General features: G+C 66.2%; 20 protein-coding genes. 9 read left to right on the forward strand and 11 right to left on the reverse strand.

The window, feature by feature from the left end:
• Positions 1 to 91 precede the first annotated feature (91 nt).
• Positions 92 to 1,003: a neutral zinc metallopeptidase gene (locus tag JVX90_RS04665; protein ID WP_205331268.1), complete on the forward strand. Its 912-nt coding sequence runs from the start codon at positions 92 to 94 to the stop codon at positions 1,001 to 1,003.
• Between the two features lie 81 nt (positions 1,004 to 1,084).
• On the opposite strand, the gene JVX90_RS04670 is transcribed toward JVX90_RS04665, so the two are convergent.
• The 3 genes from JVX90_RS04670 to JVX90_RS04680 are packed head-to-tail and all read right to left on the reverse strand — an operon-like array spanning position 1,085 to position 3,578.
• A complete protein-coding gene (locus tag JVX90_RS04670) occupies positions 1,085 to 1,729 on the reverse strand; it encodes a nucleoside triphosphate pyrophosphatase (RefSeq protein WP_205331269.1) in 645 nt (214 codons plus the stop codon).
• Positions 1,729 to 1,956 (reverse strand): acyl-CoA carboxylase subunit epsilon, encoded by a 228-nt coding sequence (locus JVX90_RS04675; RefSeq protein WP_205331270.1) that lies wholly within the window; start codon positions 1,954 to 1,956, stop codon positions 1,729 to 1,731. The genes JVX90_RS04670 and JVX90_RS04675 overlap by 1 nt, the downstream gene beginning before the upstream one ends.
• Complete coding sequence (locus JVX90_RS04680) at positions 1,953 to 3,578, reverse strand: acyl-CoA carboxylase subunit beta (protein WP_205331271.1); 1,626 nt, start codon at positions 3,576 to 3,578, stop codon at positions 1,953 to 1,955. The genes JVX90_RS04675 and JVX90_RS04680 overlap by 4 nt, the downstream gene beginning before the upstream one ends.
• Before the next feature lie 95 nt (positions 3,579 to 3,673).
• Between JVX90_RS04680 and JVX90_RS04685 the strand changes: the two genes are divergently transcribed.
• Complete coding sequence (locus JVX90_RS04685) at positions 3,674 to 4,498, forward strand: biotin--[acetyl-CoA-carboxylase] ligase (RefSeq protein WP_205331272.1); 825 nt, start codon at positions 3,674 to 3,676, stop codon at positions 4,496 to 4,498.
• Positions 4,499 to 4,511: 13 nt separating this feature from the next.
• Here the strand turns inward: JVX90_RS04685 and JVX90_RS04690 are convergent, their stop codons facing one another.
• On the reverse strand, positions 4,512 to 5,150 hold the full coding sequence (locus tag JVX90_RS04690) for a DUF6069 family protein (protein ID WP_205331273.1): 639 nt from the start codon (positions 5,148 to 5,150) through the stop codon (positions 4,512 to 4,514).
• A 106-nt stretch (positions 5,151 to 5,256) separates the two neighbouring features.
• Between JVX90_RS04690 and JVX90_RS04695 the strand changes: the two genes are divergently transcribed.
• From JVX90_RS04695 to JVX90_RS04705, 3 genes are read left to right on the forward strand one after another with little or no spacing between them, the layout of a single operon-like run.
• The gene (locus JVX90_RS04695) at positions 5,257 to 5,799 is read left to right on the forward strand and encodes a PH domain-containing protein (protein ID WP_205331274.1); all 543 of its coding nucleotides are present in this window, start codon (positions 5,257 to 5,259) and stop codon (positions 5,797 to 5,799) included.
• Entirely contained in the window at positions 5,796 to 6,485 is a 690-nt protein-coding gene (locus JVX90_RS04700) for a response regulator transcription factor (RefSeq protein WP_205331275.1), read from the forward strand. Before JVX90_RS04695 ends, JVX90_RS04700 begins: the two co-directional genes overlap by 4 nt.
• A 9-nt stretch (positions 6,486 to 6,494) precedes the next feature.
• Positions 6,495 to 7,820: a HAMP domain-containing sensor histidine kinase gene (locus JVX90_RS04705; RefSeq protein ID WP_205331276.1), complete on the forward strand. Its 1,326-nt coding sequence runs from the start codon at positions 6,495 to 6,497 to the stop codon at positions 7,818 to 7,820.
• Here JVX90_RS04705 and JVX90_RS04710 read toward each other — a convergent pair.
• A complete protein-coding gene (locus JVX90_RS04710; RefSeq protein ID WP_205331277.1) occupies positions 7,792 to 8,352 on the reverse strand; it encodes a GtrA family protein in 561 nt (186 codons plus the stop codon). The genes JVX90_RS04705 and JVX90_RS04710 overlap by 29 nt on opposite strands.
• Before the next feature lie 79 nt (positions 8,353 to 8,431).
• Between JVX90_RS04710 and JVX90_RS04715 the strand changes: the two genes are divergently transcribed.
• A complete protein-coding gene (locus JVX90_RS04715; protein WP_205331278.1) occupies positions 8,432 to 9,670 on the forward strand; it encodes a 5-(carboxyamino)imidazole ribonucleotide synthase in 1,239 nt (412 codons plus the stop codon).
• 109 nt (positions 9,671 to 9,779) lie between these two features.
• Complete coding sequence (purE, locus tag JVX90_RS04720; protein ID WP_205331279.1) at positions 9,780 to 10,286, forward strand: 5-(carboxyamino)imidazole ribonucleotide mutase; 507 nt, start codon at positions 9,780 to 9,782, stop codon at positions 10,284 to 10,286.
• A 2-nt stretch (positions 10,287 to 10,288) separates the two neighbouring features.
• Here purE and JVX90_RS04725 read toward each other — a convergent pair whose 3' ends face one another.
• From JVX90_RS04725 to JVX90_RS04745, 5 genes are read right to left on the reverse strand one after another with little or no spacing between them, the layout of a single operon-like run.
• Positions 10,289 to 11,350: a hypothetical protein gene (locus JVX90_RS04725; RefSeq protein ID WP_205331280.1), complete on the reverse strand. Its 1,062-nt coding sequence runs from the start codon at positions 11,348 to 11,350 to the stop codon at positions 10,289 to 10,291.
• A 55-nt stretch (positions 11,351 to 11,405) separates the two neighbouring features.
• Positions 11,406 to 12,440, reverse strand: coding sequence for a nitronate monooxygenase (locus JVX90_RS04730; protein WP_205331281.1), 1,035 nt, complete (start codon positions 12,438 to 12,440; stop codon positions 11,406 to 11,408).
• A 2-nt stretch (positions 12,441 to 12,442) separates the two neighbouring features.
• Positions 12,443 to 13,138: a GNAT family N-acetyltransferase gene (locus JVX90_RS04735; RefSeq protein ID WP_205331282.1), complete on the reverse strand. Its 696-nt coding sequence runs from the start codon at positions 13,136 to 13,138 to the stop codon at positions 12,443 to 12,445.
• Positions 13,135 to 13,953, reverse strand: coding sequence for a dienelactone hydrolase family protein (locus JVX90_RS04740; protein WP_205331283.1), 819 nt, complete (start codon positions 13,951 to 13,953; stop codon positions 13,135 to 13,137). The genes JVX90_RS04735 and JVX90_RS04740 overlap by 4 nt, the downstream gene beginning before the upstream one ends.
• Complete coding sequence (locus tag JVX90_RS04745; protein WP_205331284.1) at positions 13,953 to 14,321, reverse strand: nitroreductase family deazaflavin-dependent oxidoreductase; 369 nt, start codon at positions 14,319 to 14,321, stop codon at positions 13,953 to 13,955. The genes JVX90_RS04740 and JVX90_RS04745 overlap by 1 nt, the downstream gene beginning before the upstream one ends.
• 44 nt (positions 14,322 to 14,365) lie before the next feature.
• On the opposite strand from JVX90_RS04745, the gene JVX90_RS04750 reads away from it, so the two are divergent.
• A complete protein-coding gene (locus tag JVX90_RS04750) occupies positions 14,366 to 15,052 on the forward strand; it encodes a TetR/AcrR family transcriptional regulator (protein WP_205331285.1) in 687 nt (228 codons plus the stop codon).
• A 66-nt stretch (positions 15,053 to 15,118) separates the two neighbouring features.
• Positions 15,119 to 16,288, forward strand: a complete 1,170-nt coding sequence (locus JVX90_RS04755; RefSeq protein ID WP_205331286.1) for an acyl-CoA dehydrogenase — start codon at positions 15,119 to 15,121, stop codon at positions 16,286 to 16,288.
• A 105-nt stretch (positions 16,289 to 16,393) separates the two neighbouring features.
• On the opposite strand, the gene JVX90_RS04760 is transcribed toward JVX90_RS04755, so the two are convergent.
• Positions 16,394 to 18,664, reverse strand: coding sequence for a GGDEF domain-containing protein (locus tag JVX90_RS04760; protein WP_205331287.1), 2,271 nt, complete (start codon positions 18,662 to 18,664; stop codon positions 16,394 to 16,396).
• Between the last annotated feature and the right edge of the window lie 47 nt (positions 18,665 to 18,711).

Consider the following 18,711-nt stretch of genomic DNA (forward strand, 5'->3'; position numbering starts at 1 on the left):
GCAGTCGGAGCCGACTGTCGGTTCCCAGCATACGGTCGCACGAATGACGGTGTGGTGACGGTAGGCAACTCCTCGGTGTTAGCGTCTGCGCATGCAGGTGCAAACCACGTCTCGCCGACGATCCTCCCGACTCGCCTCTGCGGTCGCCGTCATCGTGGTCGGAGTCCTCGCTCTCGCCGGCTGCGGAGGCGGCACGGACGGCACGGCGAAACGCGCCGCACCGCAACCGCCCAAGCGCTGCACCGCTGTCGAATGTCCCGAGCTTCCCGTCTATTCGCAGAAGCGGCTCGACCCGAGCGGAGTGACCGCTGCCAACTCGAACGAGACCGTCCCCGCCTACATGACCGAGGTGCTCGACGACCTCGACGCCACCTGGCAGGAATGGTTCGCCGAACTCAACATCGAGGGCATCTCGCCTGGACGAGAACTCATCGCCCCGGGCTCGTCGTTCACCAGCCAATGTGCGGAACCCGGCGAACCCGCTCTGCCCAGCGACTTCCCGAACGCGTTCTTCTGCCCGGTCGAGGAGCTGCCCGACGGTGCCGGTGTGAAGCGGAAGGGGTCGATCATCCTGCCCGTCGAGACGTTCGCCGAGATCTGGCAGGGCAGGCTCCTCGGTTCGAAGGGCGTCATGCTCGGCGACTTCACTGCGGCGACGATCATCGCCCACGAGTACGGCCACAACGTGATGTGGCGTCTGATGGACGCGTACAAGATGAGCGAGTCGCAGCTCCCGACCGGGAACGACCCCGAACTGCTCGCCGACTGCTTCGCAGGCAATTGGGCGGCGACGGTCTTCGCCCGCAAGGACCTCTCGCTCAAGGAGATCGCTCAGGCTGCGGCATTGGTGATCAGTGTCGGCGATCCGGCTCCGAACCAGGGGCACGGCACGTCGTTCGAGCGAATTCGAGCTCTGACTCGCGGATTCATGGAGAACTTCTCCTCCCAGGGACAGCCGGTGACGTGCCTCAAGAACTACTGGCCCGGCGTCCTGGGCGGCTGATAACGCAGCACGTCTCTTCCGCGCAGAACGTTGGCGGCGATTTCCGGTCTCAGACCCGAGATCGCCGCCAAAGTTGCATCGTCAGCGCCAGAGGTCGGCGACGTTCACACCGACGCGGGTGAGCAGGCGGCGGGTGAGCGGGAGGCTGATGCCGATCACGCTCGACGGGTCGCCGTCGATGCCGTCGAGGAGCCAGCCGCCGAGGCCGTCCAATGTGAACGCCCCGGCGACCTTCAACGGCTCGCCGGTCGCGACATAGCGTTCGATCAGCTCATCGGAGATGTCCGAGAAGCGGACAGTCGTCGACTGATGGTCGGCGACGACCGCGTCGACCGCACCGTCGCGCAATCGGGTCACGCAGTGGCCGGTCATCAGATGCCCGACGTTGCCGCGCATGCGACGCCACTGCGCAACGGCGATGTCGGGGGAGTGCGGCTTGCCCGACAGTTCGCCGTCGAGCAACAGCATCGAATCGCAGGTCAGTACAACGCCGTCGACGGCAGCCGAGGCGAACGTGGGATCAGAGCTGCCGAGGATCGCCGCGACGACCGCCTCTGCTTTGGCCTGCGCGAGTGTGGTCACGACCGTCTCAGGGGCCGCGTCGCCGAGTTCGGCGATCATCGCCTCCTCGTCGACGTCCGACACGAGGACGGACGGATCCAGGCCGGCGTCGCGCAGCACACGAAGTCGTGCAGGCGACGCCGAACCGAGAACGGTCGCGATCATCAACCGCGGTTGGTGAACGAGGTCGGCATGCCCCACGCGGGACGGTGCATGTCGATCGGACGACCCCAGTCGTTGCGGACAGTCTGCCCGTTGTCCGAGTCGCCGCCGCCCGCTGCCGACAGGACGCTGACCAGAACGGCCACGTCCTCGTCGGAGGGGTTGCCGGAGACGACCGTCAGAAACGGCTTGGCATCGGCGGTGTCGGCGGGCTGCTGATCGGCGGTCACAGTGGGATGTTCCCATGCTTGCGCGGGGGCAGCTGGACGAGCTTGCGCTCGAGCAGACGGAGTGCGTTCGCGATCTGGCCGCGCGTATGGCTCGGCGGGATCACGGCGTCGACGTAACCGCGCTCGGCGGCGACGTACGGGTTCACGAGAGTGTCCTCGTACTCCTGCTGCAGTTCCAGGCGCAGCGCGTCGACGTCTTCGCCGTTGGCCTCGGCGTCCTTGAGCTTGCCGCGGTACACGAAGCCCACGGCGCCCGAGGCGCCCATGACGGCGATCTGCGCGGTCGGCCACGCGAGGTTGACGTCGGCGCCCATGTGCTTGGAGCCCATGACGTCGTATGCGCCGCCGTACGCCTTGCGGGTGATGACGGTGATCTTGCCGACCGTCGCCTCGCCGTACGCGTACAGGAGCTTGGCGCCGCGGCGGATGATGCCGTTGTACTCCTGATCGGTGCCGGGTAGGAAGCCCGGGACGTCCACCAGGGTGATGATCGGGACGTTGAACGCGTCGCAGGTGCGGACGAAGCGTGCGGCCTTCTCCGATGCGTCGATGTCCAGGCATCCCGCGAACTGGGTGGGCTGGTTGGCGACGATGCCGACGCTGCGTCCGTCGACTCGACCGAAGCCGACGATGACGTTCATCGCGCGCTCGGCCTGCACCTCGAGGAACTCGTCGTCGTCGAGGATCCGGCGGATCACTTCGTGCATGTCGTACGGCTGGTTCGGCGAATCCGGGATCAGCGTGTCGAGTTCGAGGTCTTCCTCGGTGAGGTTGTCCTCGATGCCGCCGGTGGTGGCGGGCGCGGGCAGACGCGGTGCGTCGGCGCGGTTGTTGCTCGGGAGGTACGACAGCAGCTCCTTGACGTACTCGAGCGCGTCTTCCTCGTCCTGCGCGACGTAGTGCGCGACACCCGACTTCGCCATGTGGGTGTGGGCGCCGCCCAGGTCCTCCATGGTGACGTCTTCGCCGGTGACGGTCTTGATGACGTCGGGGCCGGTCACGAACATCTGACTGGTCTGGTCGACCATCACGACGAAGTCGGTGAGCGCGGGGGAGTACACGTGGCCGCCGGCCGCCGCGCCCATGATGAGCGAGATCTGGGGGATCACGCCGGACGCCTTGACGTTGCGATGGAAGATCTCGCCGTAGAGGCCGAGCGAGACGACACCCTCCTGGATGCGTGCACCCGCGCCTTCGTTGATGCCGACCAGCGGACGGCCGGTCTTGAGGGCGAGGTCCATGACCTTGACGATCTTCTCGCCGTAGACCTCGCCGAGGCTGCCGCCGAAGACGGTGACGTCCTGGCTGAACACACAGACCTCACGGCCGTCGACCGTGCCGTAGCCGACAACAACGCCGTCGCCGACGGGACGCTTCTCCGCGAGTCCGAAGTTGGTGCTGCGGTGGCGTGCCAATGCGTCGAGTTCAACAAACGAACCCTCGTCGAGCAGATGGGTGATGCGCTCACGTGCGGTGAGCTTGCCCTTGGCGTGGATCTTCCGGGCGGCGGTCTCGCCGACGGGGAACTCGGCGTCGGCCAGACGATTCCGCAGGTCGGCGAGCTTGCCTGCCGTGGTGTGGATGTCGGGAGCTGCGCTGTCGTCGCGCGAAGCAGTGGTCATGAACATCGATGCTAACGAGAAAGGTGTGAGCCGCGTCAACCGCATCGAATGTGAGAATATCCTCACATTCGGATCTCGGGGTGCGGATAGGGTTGGTGATCGTGACCGACCTGCCTGATGTCAACGCCCTCCGCGAGCAGCTCGTGGGCACCCGCTGGACCTCGATCGAGGTGGTCCCCGAGACGGGGTCCACGAACGCCGACCTCATCGCTCGAGCCGCGGACCTGGGCGCAGATCTGGATGGGACCGTCCGGATCGCGGGGTTCCAGTCTCAGGGCCGAGGGCGTCATGCGCGCGTCTGGAAGACACCCCACGGCCAGCTGGCGGTGTCGGCCGCCATCGCGGTGACCGCGGGCGACACCGACCGGATCGGCTGGCTCTCGCTGCTCACCGGCCTCGCGGTGCGCGATGCCTTGAGTGAGGTGACCGGTGTCGACGTCGAGCTGAAATGGCCGAACGACGTCCTGTCACCGTCCGTCGACGGCCAGGCCGGCGGCAAGCTTTCGGGCATCCTCTGCGAGTTTCGGCCGAACGCCGACGGCGGCGGCGTCGCGGTCATCGGCACCGGGATCAACATCGACGTCGATCGAGAGGTGGCGGCCGGGGCGAACGCGGCGTCGGTCCGTGGCATCTCGACGCGTTCCGCGTCCGAGTTCGAGCCGACCGAAGTCGCCGCAGCGTACCTGCGCGCACTGTCCACACGGGTCTCCGCGTGGCCGTCGCACATCGACGACCTCGTCGTCGACTATCGTGCCGCCAGCGCCACCCTTGGAAAACGCGTGCGTCTCATCCTTCCGGGCGACGTGGAGGTGATCGGCGACGCCGTCGACATCGACGACGAGGGACGCGTGATCGTCCAGACCGAGTCCGAGCGGATCGTCGCGTCAGCGGGCGACGTCACTCACCTGCGCCCGGTGTGAGCCAGGCCCCGGGTCAGCGCTGATCCTTCCGTCGCGATGCGTTCGCCATCGTCGGGATCAGGGTGAGCACGGGGAGACCGATGATGAGGTGCATGACCGCTGTGCCGATTCCGGTTGAGATCTCTGCGGACATCGTCAGCGGGATGACGACGGCACAGGCGATCAGCAGTCCGACGATCCACCGGTAGAACTGGTCGGGCGCGGGGGTTCCGACCTGCAGTAGATACCAGAGGGCTCCGCCCAGCAGTGCGACGATGAAACCGACGAGGGCGAACCACAGCTCGTCCTGCGACAACGGGTTCCACACGCCGAACTGGCCGGAGTCGTTCACCTTCTGAGTGATCGTGCGGATGATCCAACCGACCAGCCACGCGGCGAGGCCCGTGACGACGCCGGTCATGAGGACACCGCCGCAGAACATGACGGGATCGACGTCGGGTCCTCGACGCTGTGCCGGACGTCGTCTTTGCTGCGGCTGCTCGGCGTACTGCGGCTGCGCGTACTGGGGTTCCGCGTATTGGGGTTCCGAGTAGTACTGCTCGGTGTACCTGGGCTGCGTGTAGTCGCCGTAATCGTTCGCCTGGCTGTAGGCGCGGGTCTGCGGATTCTGATCGCCGCGGTTCCGCGGGTCGCGTGGGTCGTAGTTCGTCATGATGCAAGCCTTCGCCGGTCGCGTACAGAGATCCTGGGTCACTCCCAGTCGCCCAAGTGTACTGACGCACCCGGCTGAGCGGCTCGACCCACTAAGCTCGGACAACATGGGATACCCACGCGAGAACCTCGCACCCGGTGAACATGTCGTGATCCACCGCCATCCGCACTGGAAGTGCCTGATCGTGCCGGTGCTGATCTTCTGGGTGGTCACCGCGATCGCCGGTGTCGCTCTCGGCTACACGCGGACGGCGGACTCCATGTCCGACGGTGTGAAGCTGTGGCTCACCGTGATCATCGTCGTCGTGTGGCTCGCGGCCACCGGATACTGGCTGGTCCGACCGCTGCTGTCGTGGCGGACGACGCACTTCGTCGTGACCGATCGTCGAGTGATCTACCGCAACGGAATCGTCACGCGTTCGGGCATCGACATCCCGATCCGTCGGATCAACACGGTCGAATTCCGGCACGGACTGATCGATCGGATGCTCAAGACCGGCACCTTGGTGATCGAATCCGCGTCCGACGACCCGCTGTCGTTCGCCGACATCCCCAACGTCGAGGCCGTTCACGCGCTCCTGTACCAGGAGCTCCTCGACGAGGAGGACGGCGAGATGGATGATTACGACCCCAGGGGTCGTCGCCGGTGACGGGCGCACGAGCGATCCTCCTGGCCGAGGACGACGCCGCGATCGCAGAACCGTTGGCTCGCGCGTTGACCCGCGAAGGTCATGAATGCGTCATCGCGCCCACCGGCACGGAGGCTCTGGAGAAGGCGCTGTCGGAGGAGTACGCCCTGCTCATCCTCGACCTGGGCCTGCCCGGCGTCGACGGTCTCGAAGTGTGCAGGCGGGTGCGTGTTGAACGTCCGCAGCTCGCGGTGCTGATGTTGACCGCGCGCACGGACGAGGTCGACTTCGTCGTCGGCCTCGACGCGGGCGCGGACGACTACGTCGGAAAACCGTTCCGCCTCGCCGAGCTTCTGGCACGCGTCCGAGCGCTCATGCGCCGCAGCGCGACTGAACCGGACGATGTTGTGATCGACTACGGGGACATCCAGTTGGACGCCAGGGCACGGCGCGTCGTCGTCCGTGGGGAGGATCTGACCCTGGCCAACCGCGAGTTCGATCTCCTGCAGTTCCTGATGGCGCGACCCGGTCAGGCGCTGTCTCGCGACGAGATCATGACCGAGGTGTGGGGATCGGTAGATCTGCGGTCGTCGAAGACCCTCGACATGCACATCTCCTGGATCCGTCGGAAGATCGGCGACGACCGACCGGGCCACGGCAAACACATCGTCACCGTCCGCGGCGTCGGCTTCCGATTCGACCCGTAAGCCGTCACCATGCGTCGCCGGATACTCAAGATGATGATCGCCACTCTGGCGGCGATGGGCCTCCTGCTGGGCGTGCCGATGACGGCACTCACCTGGCAGTGGATGTCGCAGGAGGCGCGCGACAACCTTTCGCAGAGCCTCAAACGCATGTCTGAGCACGTCATCGCGGAGGAGGCGGCGGGGCGGGGCGTGTCGCCGGAACAACTCGACCTCGATCAGTTCAGGCTCCTCATCCCGGCCGAGGGGCGTCTGACCCTCACCACATCGCGGATCGATCCGTCCGGTGCGGCCGTGTACAGCGAGCGCCAGCTCGGCGACCCGCAAGCCGGGAGCACCATCGCCGAGTCGGTGAGCCTCGGTCCGCGCGCACAGCTGACTCTCGAGATTCCGGACGAAGACGTGCGGCCGCAGCAGTTCCTTGCCATCGGAATCCTGTTGGTCGTGATCACCGGGGCAGTGTCCGGCGGCGCAATCGTCGCAGTGGTCACCGCACGGCGGATGACCGACCCGCTCACCGACGTCGCCGCGAGGGCCGAAGCGATGGCACGTGGTGACTTCTCGTCGGAATGGCCTCGCTACGGCATCGACGAACTCGATCGTGTCGCGGAGGCGCTCTCCGACGCGAACAAGGAGATCGCGTTGAGGCTCGAGCGGGAAGGCGAGATCGTCGGTGACGTGTCGCATCAGCTTCGGAGCCGGCTGACGGCCGTTCACCTGCGGTTGGACGAGTTGACGCTGCACGCCGACGAGGCCGTTGTCGTCGAGGCCGAAGCGGGACTGGAGCAGGTCGAACGGCTCTCTCGAGAACTGGACGAGCTCGTCGCGGCGTCGCGGGAGGATTCCGTAGGCAAGGGAGCGATCGATGCCGAGGTGGTGGTCGCTACCTTGATCGGCGACTTCCAGCCTGCGTTCCGCGCCCACAATCGTGTGTTGACGTCCGAGGCGGTCGATGCGATTCCGCTCATCGCGGGCAAACCCGGTCGCCTGCGCGAGGCGCTGAGTGTGCTCATCGACAACTCGCTGCAGCACGGGGCGGGGACCACGACGGTTCGGTTGTCGAATCTTCCGGCGGCCGAAATGGTGCGTGTGACGGTGGCCGACGAAGGGGAGGGCATCCCGGATGACATCGCGATCTCGGTGTTCCGGCGCGGTTTCTCCGGGGGCAGCCGCAGCGGTGTCGGATTGTCGCTGTCTAGAGCGCTCATCGAGGCAGACGGTGGTCGCCTCGACCTCACTCTGCGACGACCGGCAGTCTTCTCGATCGTGGTCCCGACTCTCGCCAGGACGTCACCGAACGATCCGGCCCTCAGGCGTGACCGAGTTCCTCATCGGTGAGTTCGTCGGCGTTCGGGTGGATGTCGGTGGACCCGCCGTCGCCGCCCATCGGCTCCTCTTCGGGGAACGCGAACCGACGCAGAGCCCAGAAGCGGAAACCCATGCCGATCAAGTTGCCGATGATGAAGGCGAGCACGAAGTCGAGGACGACCAGTTCAAGGCCGTTGATGTTCTCGCGCATGCCGAACACGTTGTTCGCGAGCCAGAGGGGCGCCGCGGTCAGGAGGACCGCGATGCCGCTGATTCCGAAGAACAGCATCGCCTCGTGGTGTTTCTCACGGCCGCCGCGGTTCTTGAACGCCCACTCGCGGTTCAGAACGTAACTGAGAATGGTCGCGACGACACCGGAGATGATCCTGGCGACAACGGGCTTCGGCTCGAGGACGGTGAAGATCAACGTGTAATAGATGATCGTGTCGACGACGAATGTGGTGCCGCCGACGATCGCGAATTTGATGAGCTCGTTGTGTTTCAGCACGAGCCGATGAAGGGGCCCCGGCAGCTTGGAGACCACTCCGTCGATTGTCAGCACAACGTTTGAGTGTACGGAATCTTCATGCGCACTCCACATTCCTGCGGTCGATGCGGCGTTTCGAGGCGGACATGGGACCATGGACGCCGTGAGTTCTGTACCGCGTCGAGGAGAATCAGGCATGCCGACCGTCACGATGATCGGCGGTGGTCAGCTGGCCCGCATGACCCACCAGGCAGCGATCGAACTGGGGCAGTGCCTGCGCGTTCTGGCCGCGTCTCCCAGTGATCCGGCGGCTCAGGTGAGTGCCGACGTTGTACTGGGGTCGCACGACGAACTCGACGACCTGCGCACCGCCGCAGAAGGCGCGGTCGCCCTGACGTTCGATCACGAGGGCGTCCCGCTCGAACATCTCCGCGCCCTGGAATCCGAAGGTGTCGCGGTCCGACCGCCGTCGAAGGCTCTGCAGTTTGCGCAGGACAAGCTCGACATGCGCAATCGTCTGACGGATCTAGGTCTGCCGGTTCCGGCGTTCGCCGATCTGTCGGGCGACGTCGCCGCAGCCCGCACCGCACTCGTAGAGTTCGGCGTTGCGAATCACTGGGCGATTGTCATCAAGGCGGTGCGCGGTGGCTACGACGGCCGCGGAGTCTGGCTGGTCGACGGTGAGGCGGAAGCCCTCGCGGTGTTCGACGCGCAGGCCGGTGGTGACACGGTCCTGATGGCCGAGCAGAAGGTGACGATGCGTCGCGAACTGTCGGCGATGATCGCGCGGTCGCCGTACGGACAGGGCGCGGCTTGGCCCGTCGTCGAGACCGTCCAGCGCAACGGCCAATGCGCGGTCGTCCTCGCGCCTGCACCCGACCTCGACCCGGAGGTTGCAGAGAAGGCACAGCAGATGGCGTTGCGGCTCGCTGACGAACTCGGTGTGGTCGGCGCGATGGCGATGGAGCTCTTCGAGACGCAGGACGGTGAACTCGTTGTCAACGAGCTTGCGATGCGTCCCCACAACAGCGGCCATTGGACGATGGACGGGGCCGTGACTTCGCAGTTCGAACAGCATCTGCGAGCCGTCCTCGACTACCCGCTCGGCGACACGTCGGCGCGGTCGGACGTGACTGTCATGGCGAACGTGCTCGGAGCGTCGGAGACTCCGGAGATGTGTGTCGACGAGCGTCTTCACCACCTGTTCGCGCGTATGCCCGATGCGAAGGTCCACATGTACGGCAAGGGTGAGCGCCCCGACCGCAAGGTCGGACACATCAACGTCGTCGGACGTGTCGGGGAGGGCGTCGAGACCGTTCGTGAGCGCGCAGAGCGTGCCGCGCACTGGATGAGTCACGCGGTCTGGACCGACGGCTGGAACCCACACGACTGAACTCGTTCGTAGAATCGTCACCTATACGGGCTGAATGCCTCCATATAGGCCGATCAGGCCGTATGGGGAGCATTTTTACGACATACCTGAAGTGAAACGGAGAATCGACATGACCGCAGGACCCCGCGTCGGCCTGATCATGGGCAGCGACTCGGACTGGCCGACGATGGAGGCGGCGGCCGAGGCGCTGGCCGAGTTCGGCGTGCCGTTCGAGGTGGGCGTCGTGTCAGCGCATCGCACGCCGCAGCGCATGCTCGACTACGCGAAGGATGCGGCCGGACGCGGAATCTCCGTGATCATCGCCGGTGCAGGAGGGGCGGCGCACCTGCCGGGAATGGTGGCGTCGGCGACCCCTCTGCCGGTCATCGGTGTCCCAGTGCCGCTGAAGTACCTCGACGGCATGGATTCGCTGCTGTCGATCGTCCAGATGCCCGCGGGCGTGCCGGTCGCCACAGTCTCCATCGGCGGCGCCCGCAACGCGGGTCTGCTCGCGGTCCGCATCCTCGGCGCAGCCGACCCGTCGCTGCAGTCCGCGATGACGTCGTTCCAGGCGGGGCTTGAGCAGATGGTGCTGGAGAAGGACGAGAACCTGCGCCGCACTCTTCTCGAAGACTGACCTCAGGCGGTCCGGCGTCGGCGTCGAACGACAACCCAGGTGACGACGCCGACCAGGAGGAGCCCGAGAGCAGTCGAAGCGCCGGTGACGATCCCGCGTCCGATGCGATTCGCATGGTCGAACACGTACGCGGGCTGCTGCGACTCGTCGGACATCAACGATTCGTCGGCGGACGAGAGATTGTTCGAGACGAGTGACAGGGCGCCCTTGAGCTGCGTGATGCCGGACGACAACGAGTCGGCGGCCTTCTCGGTGTCACCCTTGGCCGATGCGAGTCTGGTCAGACCGTCTTTGAGTTCGGTGGCGGCGGTCCGCGCCTGAGCGAGGGCTCCGTCGATCTCTCGCGCGGCCGGGCCGGCCGCTGCGGTCGTCCGATCGAGCTCGCCGCGGAGTCCACCGAGATCTCCGAGCGAGGACGCTATGTCGCGGCTCGCGACCTGAAGTGACTTCAGCTGGGAGATGGTCTTGTCGGCGCCGGGGACGTCGCTGCGGGAGAGACCGTCGATGATCGGTGTGACGAGGTCGTCGACGTCTTTTGCCGAGGCCGCGAGCTTCTGAGCTTCGCCGAGTCCGCTGGACACGCTCGACCCGAGCTCGGTGATCCGCGCCGCCGCGGCCTGCAGATCGGGAGCTGCGGCCAAGCCCGCGGCCATCTGGTCGGCCGCCGATGCTGCCGTGTTGATCGACGCGAACGTCGGCTCGATGCTCGAGACGACCTTGTCGATGCCCGCGGTTCCGCTGGAGACTGCGGTGGACAGCATGTCGATCATCATCTTCGCCGACGACACCGACTCCTGCGCAGACTCGACATCGTCCGGGCTGAGGTTCACGGCCGGGGGACGCACCGCGGGCGCCGTGTTGAGGAAGACGAATCCGCCTGCGACCACTCCGGTGAGGAGAACAGCCGCGCACGCGACAACGGGTGCGAGTACACGCGTCGCAGTCCGCCGGGAGGGGACGGGCCCGTCGGCGGGCTCGTCGTCCGACTCGAGCGCGGCGGTGTGGATCTCGTCGTGCTCGTCGTCGTCGATGATGGCGTGGCGTGGTGGCTGCGTCAGCGTCATCGGGGGTCCCTTCGGTGTCGGCGAGGTCCGGCTTGTCGACAGACCCCGGCCGAGGCTACTGACCGAACCTGTTCGGAGCCTGAGGGGTCAGCCCGCTGATCACCTCGGCGACGGACACGGCGCGAGCCTCTCGGAATCCGGAACCCGCCCACAGGTTGATCACGTCGGCATCTGACTCCGAGGCTTTGCGAATCCCGCCTGTGAGGGTATTCACCTGCGGATATGCCAGCGGTGCGTGGCCGTCATTGGTTCGGATGAAGTCATTCTCCAGGCCGCGTGCAAGCCGCCCCGAGTAGGCGCGCGTGGTGACGGTCCGAGTGAAACGCGGATCGGCGAGGGCGTCCTTGTGCGCCTGCCGTGTGCCCGCTTCCGGTGTGCGGAGAAGCAAGGTGCCGACCTGTGCGGCGACGGCGCCCGCCTCGAGGATCGCCTCGACGTCGAGCGGTGTGGCGACTCCGCCTGCCCCGACGACGGGGAGACCGAGTGGCACGACGGCCCGGACGAGATCGAGTGTGTCCACCTGCGGGTCGGCGTCGTGGATCCGGAACATCGCGCGGTGTCCGCCTGCGGAGAAGCCCTGTGCGCAGAGCGAGTCGACGCCGCGTTCTGTTGCCGTGTGGGCTTCGTCGATGCTGGTCACTGTCGACGAGGCCGCGATCTCCGCGTCGTGCAGTCGGTCGATCGTGTTCCGGTCGGGCAATCCGAACGTGAACGACACGACGGGTACCCGCTCGGCGATCAGCACGTCGATCTTGGCGTCGAACGCGTCGTCGGTGAACGGCACAGACTCGGGCAGGTCGACGCCCGCGCGCTCGGCGAGCGGCGTGAGGCGCTCTCGGTACGCGGCGAACTCCAGGTCGTCGACGTCGACCTGCTCGGGAACGAAAAGGTTGACGCCGAACGGCTGATCGGTGAGTTCGCGGATCGAACGCACATCCGCGCGAAGAGTCTCCGGTGAGACATACGCGCCTCCGTGGAATCCGAAACCGCCTGCCTCCGACACAGCAGCGGTCAACGCCGGTGTGCTGGTTCCGCCTGCCATCGGCGCACCGACGATCGGCACGCGGAGGTCGTCGGTGAAGCTGTACACGGTCAATCTCCCGTCACTCGAACGATCTCCAGGTCGACTTCGCTGCGCAGGACGAACCCCATCGATTCATACAGTCGCGCCGCGGGATTGTCGGCGGTGGTGTGCAGGAACGGCCGGTCGCCTTCGTCGACGATCACGTCCGCAACGGCCGCCACCAGACGACGTGCAAGGCCTCGTCCCCGAGCCTCGGGGTGGGTGCAGACCGCACTGATCTCGGTCCATCCGGGGAGGTGGCGACGCTGGCCTGCCATAGCCATGAGGCGTCCGTCGGCGTCTCGCCACCCGAGATACGTACCCATCTCGATGGTTCGCGGCAGGAAGGGGCCGGGCTTGGTCAGTTCGACGAGCGCGGTCATCTCGGCGATGTCGGACGGCCCGAGAACAAGCATCTCGGGATCGTGTGCCGGCGTGACGTTCGATCCGTCGTACTGGACGAGGTCGAACTTGTCCACCAACCGAAGACCCCGCGCGGGCAGCGGGGTTCGGCGGTCTCGCAGTGACGCGGTCCTGCCCATCCCGGTCAGGGTCGCCATGTCGGAGTAGTCCTGGTCGGTCATCTCGCGAGGATGCCCGTAGAAGACGGAGACCTCCGGGTCGAAAGTCGAGATCCGCCCGAGTCTGCGGGCGAAGTGGCTCTGGGGCCCCGCGAGCGCCTCGGTGAATGGGTCGTCGAGGACAGAGGCGTCGACCGAGGTCATACGGCTGTCAGCTTCCGCTGGAAGAACGCGATGATCTGATCGAGTGTGTCGCGGGTCGGTTCACCCGGTTTGTCCACCAGGTGCTCGGTCACGACCGAATGGGGCGGGAGCAGAGCGTCGGGGTTGGCCGCGGAGTCGGGAAGCTCAACACCGATGAAGGCGTCGCCGAGTTGTTCTCGAAGGAAGGCGAAACGGTCGCTAGGGACGAGCATGTCACCGGTGAATCGAGCACCCATCACCTCGAGGCCCTCCTTGGCACACCGGTCGCGGACGCATGCCAGGTCGCCGGGGGAGATGTCGATGTTCTTGCGGCGGGTCGGGGAGATGCCGAGGGGAAGCGAGGGCTGCGACAGGACGGGTGCCAGCATCCGCTCGTCGATGGCCATGCTGAGGGCGAAACCGCCGCTGACGCACATCCCGATCGCGCCGACGCCGGGGCCGCCGCATTCGTCGTGCGCGACTCGCGCCAGCGCCCGCAGCCAGGTGACCACCCGTGAACTGCGACCGGTGGCGAAGATCGTGAACTCACGGCTGACGCAGACCTTGGTCAGTGTGCCGACTGAGGTCGCGAGCGACGGTCCGATGCCGCGGATGCCGTCGGGCATGATGCCAACGCCGTCGATTCCAAACAGTGAGGGCATGAACACGGTGAACCCCGCGTCCACGACTCGCTGAGCGAACTCGACGACTTTCGGCGTCACACCGGGCACTTCGGGGATGACGATGACGGCCGGACCCGATCCGCTGCGGTAGTAGTGATGGGTGATGCCGTCGTTGGTGAACTCGTGGCGTTCGAACGAGTCGAGACCACTCATCACGCGATGCGTCCATACAGGACGGAATCGGCGACCATTGCCGGGATGCGGGCGGACTTGACGACGTCGGGGGAGTCGGACGGAAGCACCCGCGCGCCTGCCACGTCGAGTCGGTCGCCACCCCGCACGAGAGTGAAGCGACCGGCGGCGAGCACGTTGCGCACCCAGTCCGCGTCGGCGCCGTAGGGCAGCACGATGCTGATGCGATCATCGTCGACAAACGCGAGCACGGGCGTCGAGTACGACTTGTTCGACTTCCGTCCCACGTGTTCGACGACGGCCCACGGGGCGATACGCCCAGCCCAGAGGCCCTGAATCGGGTTGGTGACGACCTTGTTCGCGTGCGCCACTGCGCGGGGAATCTTCACCCCACCAGCTTGCCTCATCGATGAGGGGTTCCGATACTGGACGCATGAGCGCAGACGCCGCGGACGGCGATCCGGTCGGCTTCCGCATGCAGGTGGTGGCCGAATCCATCCGCCTGTTCGCCGAACACGGGTACGAGGCCACGCCGGTCGACGCGGTCGCCGCTGCCGCGGGCGTGTCGCGGCGGACATTGTTCCGACAGTTCAGGTCGAAAGAGGACTTGATCTTCGCCGACCACGAAGAGCTGCTGGCCAGGGTCGCGTCACGGCTCGAGGTGAACGACGACGATCCCTGGTGGGCGGTGTGCGCGGCGGCGGAGGAGGTCTTCGCCCATTTCGCCGATCACCGTGACCTGGCGGTCGGGCGGTATCGGGTCGTCGCGCAAGTCCCCGCCCTGCGTGACCGCGAACTCGTCACCACGTACCGTTACCAGCGGTTGTTCGAGGAGTCGCTGCGTCGGCGGATGCCCGACGTCCCCCGGGTGCGGGTGGTGGCGTACGCGGCCGCGGTGACCGGCGCGCACAACCATCTTCTCCGGCAGATGGTGCGTGGGGATTCGGCTGCGACGGCGGATGTGCTGCATGACGAACTCCGCCGAATCCACGCGACGACACAACCTCGCGCGCGTGCAGAGGCCACAGCGGTCACAGTCGTCACGCACGGTGCTGACCTCAGCCCGGATGAGATAGCCGACATCGTTCGGAAACGATTGACGTGGCACGCAGTGCCGTGATGAACTCAACCAGAACCAAGACAACGGCACTCGGTGACACTGGGTGTCAGTAAAGGAGTCACCACGATGGGCAAGTTCGGCAATCCCGATTTTGATCTGTTCCAGCTGCCGGAGGAGCACGAGGCACTCCGTGAGGCCATTCGCGCTCTGAGCGAGAAGGAGATCGCCCCCTACGCCAAGGAGGTCGACGAGAAGGCCCGCTTCCCCGAGGAGGCTCGAGCAGCTCTCGTCGCCAACGGTTTCAACGCCGTGCACGTGCCGGAGCAGTTCGAAGGCCAGGGCGCCGACTCGCTCGCCGCCTGCATCGTCATCGAGGAGGTCGCACGCGTCGACGTCTCCGCGTCGCTGATCCCGGCCGTCAACAAGCTCGGCACCATGGGGCTGATCCTGTCGGGCTCCGACGAGCTCAAGGCGAAGGTCCTCCCGTCGATCGCGTCGGGCGAGGCGATGGCCTCGTACGCACTGTCCGAGCGTGAGGCCGGGTCGGATGCGGCGTCGATGAAGACCCGCGCCCGCAAGGACGGCGACAGCTGGGTCCTCAACGGTTCCAAGTGCTGGATCACCAACGGTGGACAGTCTGCGTGGTACACGGTCATGGCCGTCACCGACCCCGACAAGGGCGCCAACGGCATCTCCGCGTTCATGGTCCACAAGGACGACGAGGGCTTCACCGTCGGACCGCTCGAGCACAAGCTCGGCATCAAGGGCAGCCCCACCGCCGAACTGTACTTCGAGAACTGCACCATCCCCGAGGACCGGATCATCGGGGATGAGGGCACCGGCTTCAAGACCGCCCTCGCGACCCTCGACCACACCCGCCCGACCATCGGCGCACAGGCCGTCGGCGTTGCGCAGGGCGCCCTCGACGCCGCGATCGCGTACGTCAAGGAGCGCAAGCAGTTCGGTAAGACGATCAGCCAGTTCCAGGGCGTCGAGTTCATGATCGCCGACATGGCCATGAAGGTCGAAGCCGCTCGCCTGATGGTGTACTCGGCCGCATCGCGCGCCGAGCGCGGCCAGGGTCAGCTCGGATTCATCTCGTCGGCCTCGAAGTGCCTGGCGTCCGATGTCGCGATGGAGGTCACCACCGATGCTGTTCAGCTGTTCGGCGGCGCTGGTTACACCACCGACTTCCCGGTGGAGCGCATGATGCGCGACGCCAAGATCACCCAGATCTACGAGGGCACCAACCAGGTCCAGCGCATGGTCATGGCTCGCGCACTCCTGCGCGGCTGACCCTCCCGCTGCCCCTGGGGAGTTCGCCTCTCTCAGGGGTGGCGACGGCCGCCGGCTCAGGGGCCGGAACTCCGCCTCGCTCCAGGAGCGAGGCGGTCGGTTCGCTCACACGCACCGGCCGGACGTCTCGGACAGACCAGTCAGGTCGAGAACGAGACGATTCCGGCCGGTGCGTTTTGCGTTGTAGAGGGCTGCGTCGGCGCGGGCCATCAGTGCGCTCAGATCGTCGTCCTGGCAGGCCACGGCCAGTCCGGCAGAAACAGTGACCGGCCTATCCGGATCGGCCGATTCGATGCCTTCGGCAGCGACAGCATCCACCATCGCCTGTGCGGTGGCCTCGGCGTCGGTGATGGTTCCGGTGGTGATCAGTGCAGCGAACTCTTCTCCGCCGAATCGGTACAGCGTCGCCGTCTCCGATGGGTTGACAGCGGCCACCGCAGTGGCGATCCGCTGAAGGCAACGGTCGCCCGCCGGATGCCCGTAGGCGTCGTTGTACTGCTTCAGATAGTCGACGTCGAGCATGACTGCGGCGACGGAGGCGTCGGGCAACTCGCGCAGGAGTAGTTCCAGGTTCTCGGTGAACTGCCGGCGGTTGGGCAGACCGGTCAGCGCGTCGACCCGAGCCGCGATCCGGAGCTCGTGCGACCGCTGCCAGTTGCGGTAGGCGACTGCCTGGAGTCGGTAGGCCGCCTGAATCACGACGGCCACCATGCTCGACGCCGCAAGAAGTGTCAGAATCCGTTCGCCGTTGATGCCGAACGCCACCACTTCGGCAATGGTGACCAGGGAGAAGAGCCCGACCATCGTCGGGAGCATCCATCGGAAGCGGATCTGCACAACTCCGAGGCTCAGGATCACCGAGATCGGCATCAGCACGGTGAGAAGGTCGTCCACCGCGGGCATCGGAAACACACGCAACGTGGTCTGCAAAGCCACGATGGCGATGACACAGCACACTTGGACCGCGCCGGACCGAGGGCGGAGCGCGGGCGCCGTCGACCACACGACAGCGATCACGGCGAGTGGAATCAGTCCTGCCGCGATGAACCATCGGCTCACGGTGAGGCTGTAGTCAGGCATCGGGAGTGCCCGTCCGGCAGCGGCGAGCACCACGAGATCGATCACGAACACTCCCGCCATGATCACGCGTCGCGCGCGGTGACCCGACGCGTCGAAATCGGCGAGGAACGATCCGTCGTGTTCACCGAGAGACTCCTCGATCGCCGACGGCCAGAGAGCCCGGGAACGCTTGTGGTCGATCGGATCCTGCCGTCGTGAGACCGAGCCGTTCGTGGGCGCCTCGGAGATCACGAGCCGATCGCGTCCGGCTCGCTTGGCGCCGTAGAGTGCCTGATCCGCCGCCTGGAGCGCAGTGTCGACGTCGCGATCGGGGTCGTCGGGGGAAGACGGTGCCAACCAGACGACACCGGCCGACACCGTGACTCCCACGCCGACCCGACCCGACGGTAAGCCCAACGCGCCGATTCCGCGTCGGAGACGCTCGGCGTCGTCGATGGCGGCCGACCGATCCGAGCCGGACCACACCACGGCGAACTCTTCGCCGGATAGGCGTGCCGCCAGCACCCGCTCATCGGTGATCGAGTCGGTCAAGAACTGTCCGATCGCCCGGAGTGTGTCGTCGCCTGCGGCGTGTCCGAGGGTGTCGTTGAGGACCTTGAACTCGTCGACGTCGAGAACCGCGAGAGCGACCGGCGAGTCCTGGGCCAGCGCGTCTGCGATGCGGGAGTCGAAAGCCCGCCGGTTGGCCAGACCGGTCAGCGCGTCTGTCGTCGAGAGTTCATCGAGTCGACGCTCGCGTTCCCAAGTGAGGCGGGTCTGCCGTTCGTGGAACCTCGCGGAGATCAACGGGACCACAATGATGGCGCCACTGGTCATGAGGTCGAACATGCCCGGCCCGCTGCTCGGAACAGCGGTCAGTTCGACGGCCGCGATCATGACGAATCCTGTCAGCATCGCAGGTACCAGAATCACGTAGCGAATGTGGACGATGAGCAGGCTGGCGAGAAACGCGACCGGCACGATGATCGGCAGAACGTCATGTCCGCCGTTCACCGCTACGGCCCGAATGACCATGAGCCACACGACGTCGATGTACACGGATGTGATGAAGAGCGCCGTGGACCAGGTCGGGACTGCCCACCTGAGGCAGCTGGCCAGTCTGAGCACGTTGGCGAGCCCAAAACCGATCACCACCGACGGCCACGAGTTGACCATCGGCGCCGGGTCGTCGAACAACAGCCGTTCGAACATGTACAGCCCACCGACGGCGCCGAACATGATGATCGCGATCTCCGCCTTGTACCAGCGGCCGGCGTCGACGAATGCGGACACGAACGCGTCCGAACGGGGGTTCACAGCACGGCGCAACATCACGAACGTGGACTTTCTGGAGGGAGGGAGTC

Origin of the sequence: Gordonia sp. PDNC005, from assembly GCF_016919385.1 — a bacterium.
GTDB lineage: Bacteria > Actinomycetota > Actinomycetes > Mycobacteriales > Mycobacteriaceae > Gordonia.

Coding starts and splice junctions, on each gene's coding strand:
- JVX90_RS04665 (WP_205331268.1), top strand. CDS start 92: ATGCAGGTGCAAACCACGTCTCGCCGACGATCCTCCCGACTCGCCTCT.
- JVX90_RS04670 (WP_205331269.1), bottom strand. CDS start 1,729: ATGATCGCGACCGTTCTCGGTTCGGCGTCGCCTGCACGACTTCGTGTG.
- JVX90_RS04680 (WP_205331271.1), bottom strand. CDS start 3,578: ATGACCACTGCTTCGCGCGACGACAGCGCAGCTCCCGACATCCACACC.
- JVX90_RS04690 (WP_205331273.1), bottom strand. CDS start 5,150: ATGACGAACTACGACCCACGCGACCCGCGGAACCGCGGCGATCAGAAT.
- JVX90_RS04695 (WP_205331274.1), top strand. CDS start 5,257: ATGGGATACCCACGCGAGAACCTCGCACCCGGTGAACATGTCGTGATC.
- JVX90_RS04705 (WP_205331276.1), top strand. CDS start 6,495: ATGCGTCGCCGGATACTCAAGATGATGATCGCCACTCTGGCGGCGATG.
- JVX90_RS04715 (WP_205331278.1), top strand. CDS start 8,432: ATGGACGCCGTGAGTTCTGTACCGCGTCGAGGAGAATCAGGCATGCCG.
- purE (WP_205331279.1), top strand. CDS start 9,780: ATGACCGCAGGACCCCGCGTCGGCCTGATCATGGGCAGCGACTCGGAC.
- JVX90_RS04725 (WP_205331280.1), bottom strand. CDS start 11,350: ATGACGCTGACGCAGCCACCACGCCACGCCATCATCGACGACGACGAG.
- JVX90_RS04735 (WP_205331282.1), bottom strand. CDS start 13,138: ATGACCTCGGTCGACGCCTCTGTCCTCGACGACCCATTCACCGAGGCG.
- JVX90_RS04740 (WP_205331283.1), bottom strand. CDS start 13,953: ATGAGTGGTCTCGACTCGTTCGAACGCCACGAGTTCACCAACGACGGC.
- JVX90_RS04750 (WP_205331285.1), top strand. CDS start 14,366: ATGAGCGCAGACGCCGCGGACGGCGATCCGGTCGGCTTCCGCATGCAG.
- JVX90_RS04755 (WP_205331286.1), top strand. CDS start 15,119: ATGGGCAAGTTCGGCAATCCCGATTTTGATCTGTTCCAGCTGCCGGAG.